Raw genomic sequence first — 18,595 nt, forward strand, 5'->3', positions numbered from 1 at the left:
GGGACCCACCCCCCTCGCCGGGCCCCCCAACCCCAGAGGCGCCGGCTCAAAGCCGATTTTGTGTGGGGATGTTTTGGGTCCTTAATGGTTCTGCGCCCGCCAGTAGGAATCGAGCGATGGCCGCTCGTCGGTGAATTGTTCGACTGCCGTTCGGTGTATCACTCAAACAGTTTGATCGAACGCTCACGGTGGAAAACGGTCTTGTTGGAAGCGAATGCAGACCAAGACGAAGGTCAGCGAGAACGCATTGCGGAGCAGCCACACCAACGGTGGCAAGCCGCTAGGCGATTACGCCTGAACGGGCGACGAACGCCACGTCAGAAAAGGCGTAGCTGGCTGTATCGCCGTGTGGCGTCGAGTCACGAATCAGCTCGGTCGTCCAGTTCGCATCCGGAACGGCGCATATTGGGGCGAGTGCGTGCCGATTAGCGCTTTGCAGTTCGCCCAACTGCCACCGTCTGGACTCGAACGTCGACCTTGAAGCTCGTCGACCGTCAGCACGACTATATGAAATTAATCATCCGGTCAGTGACGACTCTGTCATCAATTATGCGAGGCCTGGAGAACGGGCAATAATGACTAAAAGACGGTTGATTTTGTCCATAAATCTAAACCAAATTCCCTCTAAACTGGGGGCGTGTCACTTAGTTCCGCCGGGTCTAAGTCCAGAGCAAGAGCGTCCCTTAAGGCGTCAAGCGAGAGACGCGGCTCGTCGTTGCTGCCTGACTCAGACGAGCCTGGGGACCAATAGGAAGAGTGGGCCTTGAGGGTATGAGTGCGAATCCAGTTTGGTCCGCGCACCGCGACGTCGAGCACTCCTGGCCCGAAACAGGGAGCAAGGGGGCCACCCACGAGATCGCCAGCTACTCCGGCCCATGTTGGCATATAGAGGTTGGTCCATCTTGTTGGGCCGAAAGGGGCACCATGGTGAGGAGCTCGGAGATGGAAAGAGTCACTGGGCGCGCCGAAAGGCTTCCAAATCTGATACGAAAAGCGATCTAAAGAGCCGTGCTCCTCGTCGATAATTGGTGGACAGGTAGGAAGCTCGCGCTCCACTTGTCGTTGGATGAGATCGTCTGAGTCCTTCGCTAGTAGTAACGGTGCGTGAGTTAAGGGGCTGCCAACTGTAATTAAATCCGTAATCCGCCAAGCATTTCCCAACTTTGACATTTCTTGAAAAAGCTCCCACTGGGCATTTTGGTATTCTTGTACCAGCGATATCCTGCAGTCTTTGGTACTGGGATTCCGCTTGAGTTGTTCGCTTAAAGCATTTGCTAGCCGCTCCGCCTCGGCCAGTGCTGACTGTTCGCAGGGTTGAGGTCTACTATAGGTCGAGTGCATTTCGGCCCAGAGCTGCCTTAAGAGATCGTAGGCGATTACGCTGCCGAGACTGTGTCCGACGACAACAATTCGCTCATATAGCGGTTCGCCCTTTGGGCCTTTTGCATCATGGAGGCTTCGGAGGAGCTGTAGGCCCTCATCACGAATTGTTCGCCGCATCTTAATATTTTCGGGGATCGGACTGAGGTATCGTGCGGCATCGCCCAGCGACTTCACTAAAAAACCCTGCACGATGGCCCAAACGGTGGTGAGACAAAACCCAATCCAGATGTTGCTCGCCACTCCGGTATCGGGTGCTTTGCGAAGGAACCACTGAAACCAGAAGGCCAGCCCGGCCACGAGAAGGCCCCAAGACAAAAACCAGATCGTTTTAAGGTTAGGTGGAATTTTGCTAGGCTTGCGCAATAGTAACGATTTTGTCCATCCGGCTACGTGGGCCAATGTGGTTCCATCGACTTGAGAAGCCCAGTAGTACTCAAAAAAGTGCGTGCGTGGCTGCTGACGGTTCTGGAGTGTACGAAGTTCGAGCGTTCCCGATAGCGGGTCAGGCTTGCTAAAATACTGTGGGCCAGCAGGGGCGCTAGGTAGTACGGACGCTACGAAGCTGCGTACCGTCCCCATGGGTTTCTGCTCGCCGATACCATGAATCACAACGACTGCTTGAGTTCTTCGTTTCCTCATTCGGAGTACCCATCCCGTAGATGCCCGATGGCGGCTGATACCGAGAGGCCATCCTCTCACTAACTAGCCATCGATGCACCCAAATTGCGGAGTTCCCTGTCCGGCCACTGAGCGCTGTCTTCCAGCGGATGCAGAGCTGAGCAGTTCTTCCGGTCGTTAAGAGCGTGGTACTCAAGGCTCGGCCCAGGTCACCATCGCTGACGACCTGTCATGGAGTGAGTCGCGATGCAGGAACTGCCCTCCCCCGAGGGAGGGAACCTCGGTAAGGCGAAAAGGAGACCGCAGCTAGCTTGCTGGACGTCGCCAACCTGCTGGCCATTAATTGATTAGGGCATCTCAACGAGCTCCCAGCGCTGCGACGCGGTCCTCGCTTGCAAGTCTTATTCCCGAACTTCAACCCTCCGGTCCTTCCGACCTTTCCGGCGGAGGGGGCGAAACCGTGAAGGGCTGCGAGCCACGCTCGCAGATTGGCGGGAATGAATCGTCGGGTCTCGCTAGTCGCTACCGTGAGAGATCGCAGTCCTAGGGGAGTGGGTTTTGGCAGAGTCGGCGACAAGCGCGCAACAACTGGATCTCATCGCAGCGGGTTCACGCGTGATCGTGCGTGACCAGGACTGGCAGGTCATCGAACTCGAACGACATTCGATGGGAAGTCGGGCGATCGTTCGTTGCATCGGCCGGAGCGAACTCGTCCGCGATCAGGCTGCATCGTTCTTCTCGGATCTCGATGTTATCGAGCCGGAGGATCCGACTCGAACCCGTTTTCGCCTAGATACCTCCCCAAGCGGGGTCGAGACCAGGCTGGTTCTTGAGAGCGTTCTCCACCGGACCCCAGTCCCCGTGTCGAATACGGATCTCACCGTCGGCCACCTGCTGCTCGCTGATGATCTGCCATTCCAACGTGAGCCGTTCCGCAAGGCGACGACGCAGCTGCAGCCCCGGCTCTTGATCGCCGATGCCGTCGGGCTGGGCAAGACGATCGAGGTTGGGATGCTCCTTGCTGAACTTCAACGACGCGGCCGAGCCAACCGGGTGCTGGCCGTCGTACCTCGGCACATCCTCGATCAGATCCAACACGAGCTGTGGTGCCGCTGTGCCTTTCCTCTCGTTCGACTCGACTCTGAAGGAATCCAGCGGGTCCGGCAGAGGATCCCGGCAGGTCGCAACCCGTTCACCTACTTCAACCGTGTCATCGTCTCGATCGACACAATCAAGAATCCCAGTCGATACCGGCACCATCTGGAGCGCGTCCGTTGGGATGCCGTGTGGATCGACGAAGCCCACAGCGCGACCAATAGGGCGAGCCTCCGCAGTCAGGTCGCTCGTGTCCTCGCACCTAATGCCGACGCGCTCATCCTCACGACCGCGACACCGCACAATGGAAAATCGGAGTCCTTCGCCGAGTTGATCTCGCTGCTCGATCCGACGGCTGTTCCGGACCCAAAGGAGGTCACGGCCGAGGACATCGAGCACCTGGTCATTCGTCGTCACAAGAAGTCACCCGACGTCGAAGCGGTCATTGGCGACCGGTGGGCCGAACGCGCCGAGCCCGTTCCGGTCGCCGTAATACCGAGCCCTGATGAGGAAGCGGTCTTTGCAGAACTGAGCGAGACCTGGCTGAACCCCGAGAAGTCCGCCCCCTGCGAGGATCGCCTCTTTCCTTACACCTTGCTGAAGGGAGCGCTCTCCTCACCAGCCGCGCTCTCCGAGTCGATCGATAACCGCCTCAACAAATACGGGACAGCGGTTCCGCTTGATCCGTCGACCCCGACTGACTCCCCAGAGGTCGAAGCGCTCCGCCGCCTCCGAGTCAAGGCCCAGGAGGCGATGGACAACGCACCAGCCAAGCTCGCGAAGCTTGTCGCCACGCTCCGCGAGATCGGGGTTGGCAAGGAGTCGAACGTCCGAGTTGTGATTTTCTCCGAGCGTGTTCGCACCCTTGATTGGATCGCTGAAGCCGTTCGGGACGAACTCGGGATGGCTGACAAGCAGGTCGAGACGTTCCACAACTCTAAGAGCGACGAGGAGCAACAACAGATCGTTGAGGCGTTCTCGATGGCCTCGGCCCCGATCCGTGTCCTCGTGACGTCCGATATCGCGTCTGAGGGCGTGAACCTTCACAAGCAGTGCCATCACCTGATCCACTTTGACCTCCCTTGGTCGCTGATCACCCTCGAACAACGCAACGGCCGCATTGATCGCTATGGCCAACTCCACCGCCCGGAAATCCGCTACCTCATCTACAACCCTGCCGATGAGGAGACCGCCAGCGACGTTCGTGTCGTGTCGAAGCTCGTCGAGAAGGAGAACACCGCCCACAAAGCGTTGGGTGATGCAGCGTCTGTCATGGGGCTCTACAGCGAATCGGCTGAGCAGAGCGCGATTATCGATGCCCTGCGTAAGCGCACCACCGACGAGCGAGAAGCGGCGCTTGAGGAAGCCGTGCCGACAGCCAACACCTTTGATCCGTGGGCGTTCGCCGGCCTCGACACCCCGCCTGAAGCAGAGTCATCAGCGCCTCCGGTTGCCACGAGCCCGGTCCCTTCGCTCTTCAACTGCCCGGATGACTTCCTCAGGGTCGGAGCCACCCTGGTCTACGGCGACTTGAGCCAGATCGGCTGGGAGACCGACGGTCAGGTCCTGAGCTTCGAGCCGCCCCAGGATCTCTTGCGCCGACTCGATGCGCTCCCGCAGTCATACTTGCGTCAGCGCAACCTGGCCGGTCGACTGCGACTCACCACCGACCAGCGTGTGGCCACCCAATCGCTCGATGACGCCGTCAATGCCAAAGCCGATTCGGGAGACACCGGAACCGCCTGGCCCGAAGTCCACTACCTCGGTCCTCAGCATCCGGTACTCGACTGGCTTGCGGACAAACTCCTTTACCGGGTCCAACGCAACGAAGCCATCGCCATTGCATGTGCAGTCGACGCCCCCACCGTTCTCGTCTCCGGTGTCTGGTCCAACAAGCTCGGTGAGCCGATCGCCTCTGTATGGCTGGCCGCCACGATCGAGGACGAGATGGTCACATTTGCGGACATGTTCCCGACCCTTGCGGCCGCCGGTGTTGCTGAAGGCATGGTCAACCCTGTCTGGCAAGGCGACATGGCCGTGGTTGAGGCACAGCTCGGCCCGATCGTCACCGCCGTCGAAAGCAACCTTGCGGCGCATATGGAAGGGCCGTTGGAAAAGGTCAGCGAGCGGCTCGAGGCCACGAGAACGAGGCTCGAACGATGGCAGATCAGCGCACGGGCCGTTGCCGATGAGATGAAGCCCGGCCCGCATCGCGACCGTCGTTTCTCTGACATCGATCGGGTGACCCGTCAGATCGAAGGGTTGATTGCCGATAACACAGCCGCCCCATCACCGCTGATCCGCGTCATTGGCGCGCTTGTTCCGAGGAACTGACATGGCTCCTCGGACAAATAAGGCAGCGTCGGCTGAGAAGAGCCTGCCCTCGGTCGTCAACCAGGCCTACTTCAGTGACTACTTCCTTTCGTACCGACTCGACGCCGGTCTCGACGAGCTCTATAAGCGATGGGACGCCGCCGAACGCAAGGGGGACCGTACGGCGAGAAGTCGCGTTCGCGGTCTCTCCAACGCCTTCGACAAGTTTCGGGTCGATGCCGCCCTCACGTCGCCCGATGGCGAGACGGACGACGGACGACTCGATCTCGGTATTTTGTCGACTGACTCGGTTGAGGCGCTCCGCGACCTCAACGACGAGGTGTTGCTGGCTCTGGGCTGGATGCCGAATCGCGACGAGGTAGTGACGCTGACGTCCGGCGACAAGACGCTCGAGATTCCAACTGCCCACGTCTGTGAGACATCAACCGGCCTATTGCTCCTCGCTCTTGACGGGGTCTTCGCCACGGACCCCTCGACGGTCGTCGCTACCAAGACGGCTCCGGCTGGAACGCTGCTCGACCCCGTGCGAGTTGGGGGCAAGGCGGAAGGACGAACCGCCCTCGAAGCAGCTCAGCTCATCTTTACCGCCGACGACCCCCCGAACTACCTCCTCATTACTTCAGGAGGGTCGATCACACTGCTCGATCGCGATCGATGGGGGGAGGGCGTCCTTCTTGCCGCCAACCTCGACAACGCAGTTGCACGGAACGATGACCGAGCGAAAGGTGAACTGTCTGCGATCGCCGCCCTGTTCAGTGCTGACGCCATCGATCCCGATGAGGACGCCCAGTCGATTCTCACTGCACTTCTCGACAAGGCCGCCAATGAGTCGGCCGGAGTCTCGAAGGAGCTGCGACATGGCGTCCGACGCAGCGTCGAACTCCTCGCCAATGCCGTCGTGAGGGACATCCGCCACCGGCAGAAGGGCGCATGGCGACAGATCGATCCCGACGACCTCACCCTCCAGAGTCTCCGCTACCTCTACCGAGTGATCGTGCTCTTGTTCGCCGAAGCTCGTCCCGAGCTTGGCATCCTCCCCGTTGACGACCCGGACTACCAGGCCGGATACAGCCTGGCCAGGCTCCGCGAAACCGCCCTCACCGAGCTTCATGATGATCGAGCTCGTGAAAGTACCCATCTCCAGCAGTCGCTAGCGGTCCTGTTCCGCCTCGTCAACGACGGGTATGAGCCTGAAGCGACCTTGGAGATCGATGCTCGAGGATTGACCTTCCCTGGTCTGGGGTCGACGCTGTTCTCCGAGCGAGCCTGCCCGCTGCTCGACCGTTCCAGGATCACCGACGAAACACTGCAGCAGGTACTCGCCAACCTCTGCTTCTCGAAGGAACAGCGCGGTCGTAGCCGGCAGGCCCTGAGCTACGCGACCCTTGGCATCAATCAATTGGGCGCGGTGTACGAGGGCCTCATGGCCTACAAGGGGTTCCTCGCGACTGAGGAGCTCTTCGAGATTGCCAATGATGGCGACCCTGACAACGGCTCTTGGGTCATCCCGGTCGACCGGGCCAAGGAGTTCCCCGACGACGTGTTTCTCGTCGAGGGAGCGGAGGGGCAGGAGCGACCTGTCCGGTATCGTGAAGGCGATTTTGTGTTCCGGTTATCTGGCCGAGACCGTCAGCGGTCAGCCAGCTACTACACACCCGAGGTACTCACTGAGTTCACCGTCCGCCATACCCTCGACGTGTACTGGGAGGAACATCCCGACTTGGCTGCCGCTGACGTTCTCGAGCTCACCGTGTGTGAGCCAGCGCTCGGCAGCGGCGCGTTCCTCAACGAAGCGATCATCCAGCTCGCCGAGCGTTATCTCAAGGCAGCCCAAGACGAGGCGGGCGAGATTATCGACCCCGATCAGTACCAGCTCGAACTACAGAAGACGAAGGCCCACTTCGCCATCAACCAGTGCTATGGCGTCGACCTCAACCCCACTGCGGTCGAGCTCGCTGAGGTCAGCTTGTGGCTGAACTGCATGTACCCCGGGCTCCGTGCTCCCCACTTTGGCGCCCGGCTCCGTCGTGGCAACAGCTTGATCGGTGCCCGCCGCGCCGTATACACCGTCGAGCAGGCGAAGAAGCAGCCGTGGAAAGGGACGAACCGCAAGCCTGCCGTCGCTCCGACCGAATTTCCCTTTGACGATGTCCCACTCGGCGAGGCATCCGGGATCCATCACTTCCTTCTCCCGGGCGAAGGATGGGGCATAGCTGCGTCCGCCGGCGAGCTTAAGGGTGTCGGCGGTAAGCATCCCAGGCCAGGGCTGGCGGAGCAGTGGTCCGAGACCGTTCGGGCCTGGCGCAAGCGGGCCCACGCCGTGCCGACCAAACACCAGCTCGACCGGTTGCAGGCCCTCGCTCGGCGTGTGGACCGAGCGTGGGCGACCGCCGCTCAAGATGGACGGAATTACCTGCGGGCGAACTCTCGCGCTGTCAACCTCTGGGGCAGGAACTCGGCCAAGTTGCCGTCAGGTGGAAGCGGCAGGTTCAACGATCCAGAAGGTCCGTCTGCTCGACTCCGACTCCTCATGGACGCATGGTGCGCGCTCTGGATGTGGGGTCCGGCGAACGGATCATTGCTGCCCAGCGTCGATGCGTGGATTGAGGCCGGCGAGCTCCTTCTGGGGCAGCCGGACTCGGCAGACACAGGCGAGCTGTTCACGCCGAACGAGCTTGCCGATGGGACCCTTGAGTCGGTCGAGAGTTTCGGGCGGGCCTCGGTGGTGGAGGTCATTCAACGTCACCCATGGCTACGGGAGTGCCGGAACATCGCAGCTGACCAAGCGTTCTTTCACTGGGAGCTTGAGCAGCCGACTGTGTTCGATGGTGGCGGATTCGAGCTCCAGGTCGGGAACCCGCCCTGGGTGCGGCCCCGATGGTCGGATGATTTCGTGCTCGCAGAGTACGACCCGTTTTTTGGTGTAGCGCCGTCGATCACGCAAGAGCAACGGATTGAACGCCGCGGCGTCGTGCTCGCTGCCCCAGCTGCCCGCAAGCAGTACATGACGGAGCTCGCCGAGAACGAAGGTCTCAACGATCTGCTGGGTGCAGGGTCCCGCGAACCGCTCCTTGTCGGACAACAGAACAACCTGTACCTGCTCTTCATCACCAACTCCTGGCGTCGACAGGCCAGCGGCGGTGTGACAGCGCTGCTTCATCCAGAGGGCTTCTTGAGCGACCCGAAGGCAGCGGAACTTCGTGCGACGGCATACCGGCGTTACCGGCGTCACTACCACTTCATCAACGAACTCATGCTGTTCGCAGAGATCAGCGATACGCGTGAGTACGGGGTCCACGTCTACTCATCTGAGCGGGAGGATCCGTCGTTTACGCAGGCAGCGTTTCTGTATCACCCGTCAGTCGTCGATCGCAGCATCGGACACGACGGTACCGGAGAGCTTCCCGGTCGCAAGCTGCCTGCGGGGGGCTGGGACCTTCGGCCACACGCAGAACGGTTTGTCGAGGTCGACGCTGGCACGCTTTCGTCCTGGGCAGCACTCCTGGCCTACAGCGAGCCGCCTTCATCGCCGGTTATCAAGAACGTAACGTCAGCTGAGGCTGCGGCAGCCGAGGCCCTTGGCAGACATTCGCACAGGCTCGGATCTCAGGGCCTTTTCTGGACACGCGGAGTCGAGGAGTCTGCGGCCGAGCGCGCAGGGCTACTTGAGCAACGGACGGACCGGCCCGCTGCATGGACAGACGTCGTTCTTCAGGGCCCACATTTCGGTATCTCCAATCCGTTCCAGAAGGAGCCCAGGCTAAGTGGGCTGCATCAGCAGGACTACGACGAGATTGATCTCAACGAGCTTTCAGAGTCACACATTCCACGGACAAATTGGCAACGCAAGGCAAGCAGGTCAGCGTTGGCGACATCGCTTGAAACGTGGGATGGCATTCCATACTCGGAGAGCTTCCGAGCCATAGTACGAAAGCGCATTCCTTCCAACACGTACCGATCGCTGTTTGTGTCACTCTGCCCGCGTGGGCCGATCGCTACCAATATCTGTTACTTCGGGGGTTACGCAGACGAGACCGACACCGCCCTGCTTGTCGGCGTTTTGTCGGGATTGCTTTCCGACTTCTTCATCCGAATTACCGATACCACCGACGTGACCGAAGGCGTAATTGGGCGACTTCCGGCGATGCGAAAGGAAAGTACGTTCTCGGCGCCTGTGCTCCACCGCGTGGCCCGGCTCAACTGCCTGACCGACGACTTCGCTGATCTCTGGAGCTCGCTACATTCCGAGCATTGGACCGAGGACGATTTCGCCGATAGTGCACGTGCCACCCGCTCTATCGCCTCGCCTCCAACTACCTGGGACATGGGCGTTCCGGTCCGGACAGACCTTGACAGGTGGCTGCTTCTCACCGAGCTTGATGCACTCGGGGCACTTGTGCTGGGAGTCGACCCGGCTGGGTTGACCGCCGTCTACAACTCCCAGTTCCCAGTGCTGCGTGCCTACGAGCATCAGATGGTGTTCGACGCTAAAGGTCGACAGCTCTGCGGCGACTGGCACCAGCACGGATTTCTTCAGGCGCAGCTTGAAGCACAGGCCAAGGAGGAAGGAACCCGGGGATGGGTCAGGGTGTGGGACCGGGTCTCTGCTTACCTCGGGGGAGATCGCGACGTTGATCTCGGGCCGTTCGAACCGCCCTTCACTTCTGCCGATCGGGTCGAAGCGATGACGAGTGCCTACGACGTCTTCGTCGAACGATATGGCCTCGACCCGGCGACACCCAGTGGTTTGGCGTCGTGATTCCGTCTCTTGTTGCTCGGGAGCTTCGTGGCTCGATCGTCGAGTACCTCGCAACGACGTTCGCGCTCTCCGAGGACGAGGCCTACAAGACACTCACCGAGTTTCTCTTGGATGAGGTAGACGGGATCTTCCGTGGTCCGTACCTGCGTGTCCGGCTGCCGTTTGTCGAAGCTCCTGACGATTCGGACCTAGGCCTTGCGTGGGCACCTCCCGGGTTTCGGCCGTACTTGCACCAGCTTCTGGCGTGGCAGCGGCTTTCTGGTCGAGGGCGGACGCCGAAGCCAACCCTGATTACCACCGGGACCGGTTCTGGTAAGTCGGAGGGCTTCCTGATCCCGGCCATCGATCACGCTATCTCTGCTCGTGGTCGGGGCCAGCGGGGCATCAAGGCGCTCGTGCTGTATCCCATGAACGCCCTCGTCACAGACCAGGAGCGACGTATCGCAGCGCTCCTCACGGATCCGGAAGCTCAAGCCGCCGGTGTTCGCGGAGGGGTGTGGATCGGCGATGACGGCTCGATCCGTCCACGTCGGGCGATGGACGGATCGCACCTCATCTCCGACCCGGCAGAACTGCAAGCCGACCCACCCGACATCCTTCTCACCAACTACAAGATGCTCGACCGGCTCCTGACGAACTGGACTCGGCAACGCCTGTGGGCGGCAAATACCCGGCCAACCGACGACGACAGTTGGGAGCAGCCCCTGAAATACCTGGTCCTCGACGAGTTCCATACGTACGACGGCGCACAGGGCACCGACGTGGCAATGCTGCTCCGGCGACTCGGGTATCGCCTCAACACAGCGACCACAGCTTCGCCGCTCACCGGCGTCGGATGTGTTGGCACGTCAGCCACGCTCGGGTCGTCCCCGACAGCAGCGGCCGATATGTGCAGCTTCGCATCCCGCGTGTTCGGAGTGCGGTTCGATGCGTCGTCGATCATCGGGGAACAGCGGCGAACCGTCGCGGAAGTATGCGGCGACATCGACTTTGGGATGCCTGTCCCTAGCCCGGAAGATCTGATCGCTCTCGATCCGCTTGACCTCGACGCGCTAGCCGAGGCTTTCACCGGCGAGGGGTTCGACGACGCCAAGTCCGTGGGCGATCGGTTACTACGGCATCGAGTCACGGCAAGCCTGCTCCGCGTCGCGGCTGACCGTCCCCGCCGGTGGCCCGATGCGGTCGCCGGCGTGGCACAGCAGATCCCCGAGTGGGGCGAGGCTTTGACGCGCGACGTGGACGCAGTCGAAGAAGGCCTCGAGCGGTTTGTCGCCCTGGTTTCGCAGGCCAAGGGCCGCACCAGTACTGGTGGGATCCGACCGCTCTTCTCCGTCGAGGTGCAGCTGTGGATACGAGAAGTCACGCGTCTCAAGCGTCTCGTGTCTGGCACGCCCGGGTTCCGCTGGGCGGACTCACCACCAAACGATCATGACGACGCTACCCACGAGCTGCCATCGGTGTACTGCACCTCATGCGGCCGGTCCGGCTGGCTCGGGGTCGTGAACCGAGCCGGGGGACAGGGTGCTGCGGCGATCGAACGTCTTGTATATGACCACGATACCGACCCCTATCTCGTGTCGGTGCGGGACCGCGAACGGACTAGGACGATGCTTCGAGCCAACGCGCCCGAGCCGGACGTCCTCTGGCTCGACCCCGCCAGCGGTCAAGTCCACAAGGGCGATGACGACAAAGCAACGCGTATCCCTGTGCTCGTCGCCGGGATGACCGGCGAAGAGTCCACCGAAGAATCGCGCGACGAAGCCGCCAAACGCCAACAATGCCCGTCGTGCGGCACCCGAGACGCCATCCGGTTCCTCGGGTCACGGGTCACGACGCTCGCGTCGGTGAGCATCACCCAGATGTTCGGCTCCGACTACGTCGCCGACGACGAACGCAAGCTGCTCGCCTTCACCGACTCGGTCCAGGACGCCTCCCACCGCGCCGCATTCTTCTCGGGCCGAACGCATCGCTTTAATCTCCGGGCCACCCTCTCCGGTGCGCTCCAGTCAAAGGGACGCGTGCCACTTCAGCGCGTCGCCGAGGTCGTCCTCACCAAGGCCGACCAGGGTGATCGCCCGCTCGACGACGTCTTCGCACTCGTCCCGCCCGACCTTCTGTGGGAGGGCTGGTTGGCAGCGTCATGGGAATCACCCGGGACTAACGCCGCCCAGGAAGCCCGCGACGGTCTGGCCGAACGACTCGGTTTCGACGCAATTCTCGAAGCAGGGGTGCGATCGCGTCTCGGCCGAACACTGGAGACCACGGGCACCGCCATTGCCGAGGTGCTGATCACCGACGATGAGTGGACCAACCTCGTCCAGTTCGCCACCGAGGCAGTGCAGGCCAACACCGGCCTGCTCCTCACCGACGCCGTCACCATCCAAACGTGGATCCACGGAGTCATCGAACGCCTGAGACTCCGCGGCGGAATCTTCCACCCGTTCCTCGACCGGTACGTCGCCGAGAATGGCAACCGCTGGCGCATTTGGGGTGGTGGCGACCGTCTCGCACCCAAGTTCCCGAAGGGTATAACCGCGCCTGCCTTCTATTCCTCCGCCAAATCCGATGAGTTCGATCCCGTTACCGGACCGCAAAGCTGGCTCCGTCTCTGGTCGAAGAAGGTGCTGGGAATCGAAGGAGCAGCAGCCGACCAGGCGCTCCGAGACCTTCTCCACCTGCTCACCGAGCAAGAGATCCTCGGCGCCCGGACTTCCACCAAAGGGACGGTGTGGGGCCTTCCCGCCGATCGCATCGAGTTCGTAGACATTGCCCCATCTGTCGACGGGTTTCCCCGGACTGAACTCCGGTGCGAGCTGTGTGCGCACCGGCACTACGCCACACCTGAGCGATTCGACGATTGGAATGGCCGACCCTGCCTTCGGCTGCGGTGCACGGGCACCTATAAACCGGCGTCGACATTGCCGACGAACTACTACCGCCACCTCTACCGGTCCGGGCAGATCCGGCGGGTCGTCGCCGCCGAACACACCGGAATGCTCACACGCCAGCGGCGGGAGCTCATCGAGACCGGTTTCAAGGATGGGGGAACGCCTGATGCCCCCAACGTGTTAGCGGCGACACCCACGCTCGAGATGGGGATCGACATTGGCGACCTTTCGGCCGTGATGCTCACCGCAGTCCCGCCAACGCAATCCAGCTACATCCAACGCGTGGGTCGTGCCGGCCGAAAGACGGGAAATGCGTTCGTTACGACATTCGCCGAGGGTGATCCCCGAAGCCTGTACTTTCTCCACGACCCGGAACTGATGATTGCCGGCGACATCACCGCACCGAGCTGTTATCTCGACGCCATTGAGATCCTCCGTCGCCAGTACCTGGCGTTCCTGCTCGATCGAGCCGCCGAAGGCGCTGACGGTCTCATCCCCAGCGCAGGGCAGATGCCACGAACCATTGGGCAGATCGCTTCGTCCGGGCTCCAACCAGGCGGCTGGCTTGCCGAGATCCTCGAAGCCGGTAGGGCCCGAGACTTGGTGACGCGATTTGTAGGCCTCTTTGGGCAACACCTCGACGCTTCCGTTTCTACGCGTCTGGCCTCCTGGGCCTCCGTCGACATGCGACCTCACGTCGAACGGGTCATCGATCGATGGTGGGTGCACATCAAAACCCTCACCAACCAACGAGACCGGCTGCGCGAACGTGAGAAGCCACTCGTCGCCCTGGAGAACCCGACCGATGAGGACAAGGACACGCTCGGACGGGTCGTGGCCGAGTTGCGGTACACCGCCAGTCGAATCATCCGAGCCAAGAGCCAGGACACTCTTGGTGCACTGGAGAGTCTCGGGTTGCTGCCCAACTACACCCTTTTCGACGACACCGTCACCCTTGAGGTGAACCTCTGGGGTCCGAATGACGGCTACGACCCCGGAGACGAACAGAGCAAACGATTCACGTCAAGGGCGGAGGAATACACCAGGCCAGCTTCCATCGCCATTCGCGAGTTGGCGCCGGGCAACTACTTCTACGTCGATGCGCACCGGGTGCGAATCGACTCTGTCGATAATGGCACCGAGAGCGAACCGGCCCACGCAACGTGGCGCTTCTGCCCGTCCTGTGCTTGGGCATCAGCCGATGTGAGCACCACCGTCGTCACCTGCCCGCGATGCGGATCGAATGGAGTCGCTGACCAGGGTGCCATGCTCACGGTCCTGCCGATGCGGGTCGTGTCGTCGACGGAGCGGGAGACCTCGGCGCGAGTCGGCGACGACAGCGAAGACCGCGAGAAGGAATGGCATGAGGTCCTTACCTCCGTCGATATCGCACCTGACGACATCACCGCCGCTCATCTCCACGCCAAGATCGTGTTCGGCGTCGAGGCGGCGCGAGCCGCCCGTATTCGTTATCTCAACCTCGGCCCGCACGGGTCTCGCTCCGGTCAGTCCCGTCAGGTCCGTATCGATGGCTACGACGCCCCGGTCTCACTCTTCACCGTCTGTCGGCATTGTGGCGGCGTTTACGGCATCCGCGGTGACACACGCGACCCGGAAGACTCGAACCACCACCGCACGTGGTGCAAGGTCCGGTCTGGCGCGCGCAAGGAGCAATGGGACAGCCTCGTTCTCGCTCACGAACTCGTTACCGAGGCAGTCAGAATTCTGCTTCCGGTCGCGGAGTTCGAGGCCATCGAACGGGTGCTGTCCTTCAAGGCGGCTCTGCTCCTCGGCCTCCGGGATTCGTTCGGTGGCGACCCGTCGCACCTCCGCGTGATCCAGACCGATTTCCCAGCTCCCGGTGGCGAGCCGGATGACCGTAACCGATTCGTTCTCGTCCATGACACGGTTCCGGGCGGAACCGGCTATCTCCCCCGACTTGCCGACCCTGAACGACTCCGCGAGATCCTGACCCGCGCTGTCGAACTCATCTCTACATGCGAGTGCCAAACCCGAGGCCAGCCCGGCTGCCACCGTTGCCTCTTCACCGCCGTGGGCCGCCATGAGATCCCGCTCGTCTCGCGCGATGTCGCCCTCCAGTTGCTCGATGAGATCCTCACTGGTTGGGACCTCAAGCCCGCCGAGGATGGCACCATCACCGGTGTCAACCTCTCGAACGTTCGACAATCCGAACTGGAACGGATGTTCAAAGCGCTCCTGCATCGTTGGTCGACGGACGGGCCCGCCCGAGTCACCGCCAGACCCGATCCCGACCATGCGAGCCTCGCCCGCTTCGACGTGCGGTTCCAGGATGGACCCCATTGGGAGCTACGGGAGCAGGTCAACCTCGCTGCCCACGGCACCAAGCCCGACTTCTACGCCACCCGCGTCGACGCCACCGGATCCGCTCCCGTAGCCATCTATCTCGACGGCTGGGAGTTCCACGGCAGCGACCCCGACCAGGTCGATAAGGACTCCACCCGCCGCGCGTCAGTCCGAGCAGGCGGCACCCGGGTGTGGGCGCTTACCTGGCACGACGTGAAGGCGACGCTCACGGCGGTGTCGCAGGGTTTGACGGTCGGTTCGGCAACGCCGTTGCCAAACCCCGTACTCCACTCCTCCGCACAAGGAGCGAAGCAAGCATTCGGTGCCAGCCATCCGGCATTCAGCGCTCATTCCCTCGGTGCATTCGACCAGCTGGTGCACTACCTCGCTCATCCCGATGACCAAGCATGGCGGGCCCTGGCCCTGACCACGAGCCTTGCCCCGGGGAATGGTCACACGCTCCCGGTGGACGACATCGGACGAGCAGTCGATGAGCTGGCCTTCGGCGACGTCGTCCAGCCCTCCGATCACGAAACAGGTATCGCAGCGGTTACGTGGACATCGCAGAGCGGTCAGCACGGCGGCTCCATCCTTGAACGTGGACGTGCTCAGATCCTGACCGCCATCGTCTCGCACGACACATCTATTGAGCCCGACAAGGCAAGGTGGACTGACTGGCTCCATCTTGGAAACATCCTCCAGTTTCTCGATGAGAATGCGGTGATCACGACCACCCGGACCTACAGCCACACGGAGTCAGCTTCAACCGGTCCGGTTCCGTCGACACAGTTTTCATCTTCCGATGAGGATCTCCTCGCCGACGTCTTCGATGCCGCTGCCATAGTTCTCGCCGAGCATGCGATCGATGCCGGTTGGTCCGACTTCGAGGTTGCCTTTCCTGCAGGGGACGCTGACGACACACCGATCGAGGTCGCCTGGCCAGCCAGCAAGGTTGGGATTCTGCCAAGCAATGTTGCCCGGCCGACCACCCTCCTGGAATGGGATCTTCGGAGCCCTGCTGGATGGACACAAGAGTCTCTTGTCGAGACCCTCGAGCAAGGAGTTCGCTGATGGCCACGCTCTTATTCGCCAAGGAGTTTTTGGACGACTTCGTCAAGCTCGAACCCCCCGTTCGACAGAAGGTTCGCGAACTGCCAGGCAAGTTCGAGGACGCTACACACACCGGAGTGCACCTCGAGAAGCCAAACGCAACCCGGGATGACCGAATCCGCACCGTTCGCGTCGACCAGTCCGTGCGAGGAGTCGTCGTTCGTCTCGGGGGTGGTAAGTACGCGCTCCTCCGTGTGCTTCCACACGATGACGCATACGAATGGGCGGAGAAGCAGAAGCTCGCGATCAACCCCGTCACCGGTCTCGTCGAGATCCTCGACATCCCTACCGTTGCTGCCCGGGTGGAGGCGGTCACGGCCTCGGAGCCGGTCAATGCCCCGAGCCTTTTCGCTGAGAGGCGCGATCGCGAATTCGCTGCCGTCGGCATCGATGAGGAACTGATCTCCGTGCTCCGTCGAATTGTTGACGAAGCTGAGCTCTACGCCATCGCTAACTATCTCCCGCCAGCGCAAAGCGACGCCGTGCTTATGCTTGCCGACGGTAAGACCACCGATGAGGTCTGGGAGGCGCTCTCTCAGGACTACGACCTCACGGGTGATCCGGTCGATCCCGAAGACATCGACGTTGCGCTCGAACAGCCGGGCACCAAGTCGGCATTCGTCGTCACGACCAGTGACGAGGAACTTGTTGGGCTCCTGTCCGGCGATTTTGAGGCCTGGCGAACCTTCCTGCATCCGGCACAGCGCGCCCTTGCGTATCGCCCCTCGTATCCAGGGCCCGCCAAGGTGACTGGCGGCGCCGGTACGGGCAAGACGGTCGTCGCTATCCACCGGGCGCGCTTCCTTGCCCAACAGCTGATCGACGCCGACGACTCGAACGGTCGTGTCCTGTTAGCGACCTATACAAACAGCCTCACCGACAACCTCGACCGGACGCTCCGCGGGTTCTGCAGCCCCGAGCAGTACCGCCGAATCCAAGTGTCGACCGTAGACTCGTTCGCACGAAAGGCCCTTTCCGTCTCGAAGACCCGCGTGCGGGTCGTTCAGACGGACAGGCTTCAGGATCTAGCCGACCAGGCCGCCAACATGAGCGGCCTGGATGACTTCGGTCTGGATGGTCGGTACTTGATCACCGAATGGGAACAGGTCATTCTCGCCCGTCGGCTCACAAGTCTCGCCGACTACGGCACGAGCCCACGACCCGGTCGCGGCGGCCGGCTGACCCGACCCGCACGAAAAGCAGTCTGGTCAGCACTCGAACGGATGCTCAGTGATCTGCAAGACAAGGGCCAGGCCACATTTCTCCAGATCGCCGACCAAGCGGCGGATCTACTCGCCGCACGTTCTGGACATCCGTATGTGCACGTCGTCGTCGACGAAGCACAGGATCTGCACCCGGCTCAATGGCGTCTCCTCCGCGAGGCAGTTGCGGCCGGACCGAACGACCTCTTCATTGCCGGCGACGCCCATCAGCGCATCTACGATTACCGAGTCAGCCTGCTGAGCCTCGGGATCGACACAAGGGGGAAGTCGCGCCGACTCAAGATCAACTATCGGACGTCGCAGCAGATCCTCGGTTGGACGCTTGGCATCCTCACCGGCCAAGACATCGACGACCTCGACGGCAACCTCGAGCCACAGGTTGGTTATCGCTCTGCGTTCGATGGACCCGCACCGACGATCCAGAAGTTCGCCACACCGGCAGAGGAGGCAGAGTTCGTTGCCGCACAAATCCGAGAGTGGCTCGATGAGGGAGTCGCCCACGCCGCCATTGGCGTTACGGCTCGCACCCGAGATGATCTGCGTGCCGTGCAGGCAGCAATGGATGACGCTGATATCCGCTGGTCGGAGATCGGTAGCGACACGAAGAAGCCAGGGGTCCGAACGGCGACGATGCACTCCTGCAAGGGGCTGGAATTTGCACGTCTCGCCGTCGTGGCCGCCAACGCCGACAACCTGCCGTTCCCCCTGGCGATCACAGCTGTCGGTGTTGACGAGGCACAACACGACATCGACATTCTTCGAGAACGCTGCCTCCTTTACGTCGCCTGTACCCGCGCTCGGGACGAACTCATCGTGACCTCATCCGGAACCCCGAGCACCCTGCTTCCAGGACAGTGACT

General features: G+C 61.8%; 4 protein-coding genes. All 4 read left to right on the plus strand.

All coding sequences use genetic code 11. The features are described from left to right. Nucleotides 1-2,616: 2,616 nt before the first annotated feature. Genes PKD89_RS07415 through PKD89_RS07430 form a run of 4 tightly spaced genes read left to right on the plus strand, consistent with a single transcriptional unit; the run spans nt 2,617 to nt 18,593 of the window. Nucleotides 2,617-5,430, plus strand: a complete 2,814-nt coding sequence (locus PKD89_RS07415; RefSeq protein WP_289011440.1) for a DEAD/DEAH box helicase — start codon at nt 2,617-2,619, stop codon at nt 5,428-5,430. Nucleotide 5,431: 1 nt separating this feature from the next. Next, the gene (locus PKD89_RS07420; protein ID WP_324332349.1) at nt 5,432-10,189 is read left to right on the plus strand and encodes a hypothetical protein; all 4,758 of its coding nucleotides are present in this window, start codon (nt 5,432-5,434) and stop codon (nt 10,187-10,189) included. Further along, nucleotides 10,186-16,473, plus strand: a complete 6,288-nt coding sequence (locus tag PKD89_RS07425; RefSeq protein WP_289011442.1) for a DEAD/DEAH box helicase — start codon at nt 10,186-10,188, stop codon at nt 16,471-16,473. The genes PKD89_RS07420 and PKD89_RS07425 overlap by 4 nt, the downstream gene beginning before the upstream one ends. Then, nucleotides 16,473-18,593: a UvrD-helicase domain-containing protein gene (locus tag PKD89_RS07430; protein WP_289011443.1), complete on the plus strand. Its 2,121-nt coding sequence runs from the start codon at nt 16,473-16,475 to the stop codon at nt 18,591-18,593. Before PKD89_RS07425 ends, PKD89_RS07430 begins: the two co-directional genes overlap by 1 nt. Nucleotides 18,594-18,595: the final 2 nt, after the last annotated feature.

It is taken from the genome of Candidatus Neomicrothrix sp., from assembly GCF_035329545.1.
In the GTDB taxonomy this organism is placed as follows: domain Bacteria; phylum Actinomycetota; class Acidimicrobiia; order Acidimicrobiales; family Microtrichaceae; genus Microthrix; species Microthrix subdominans.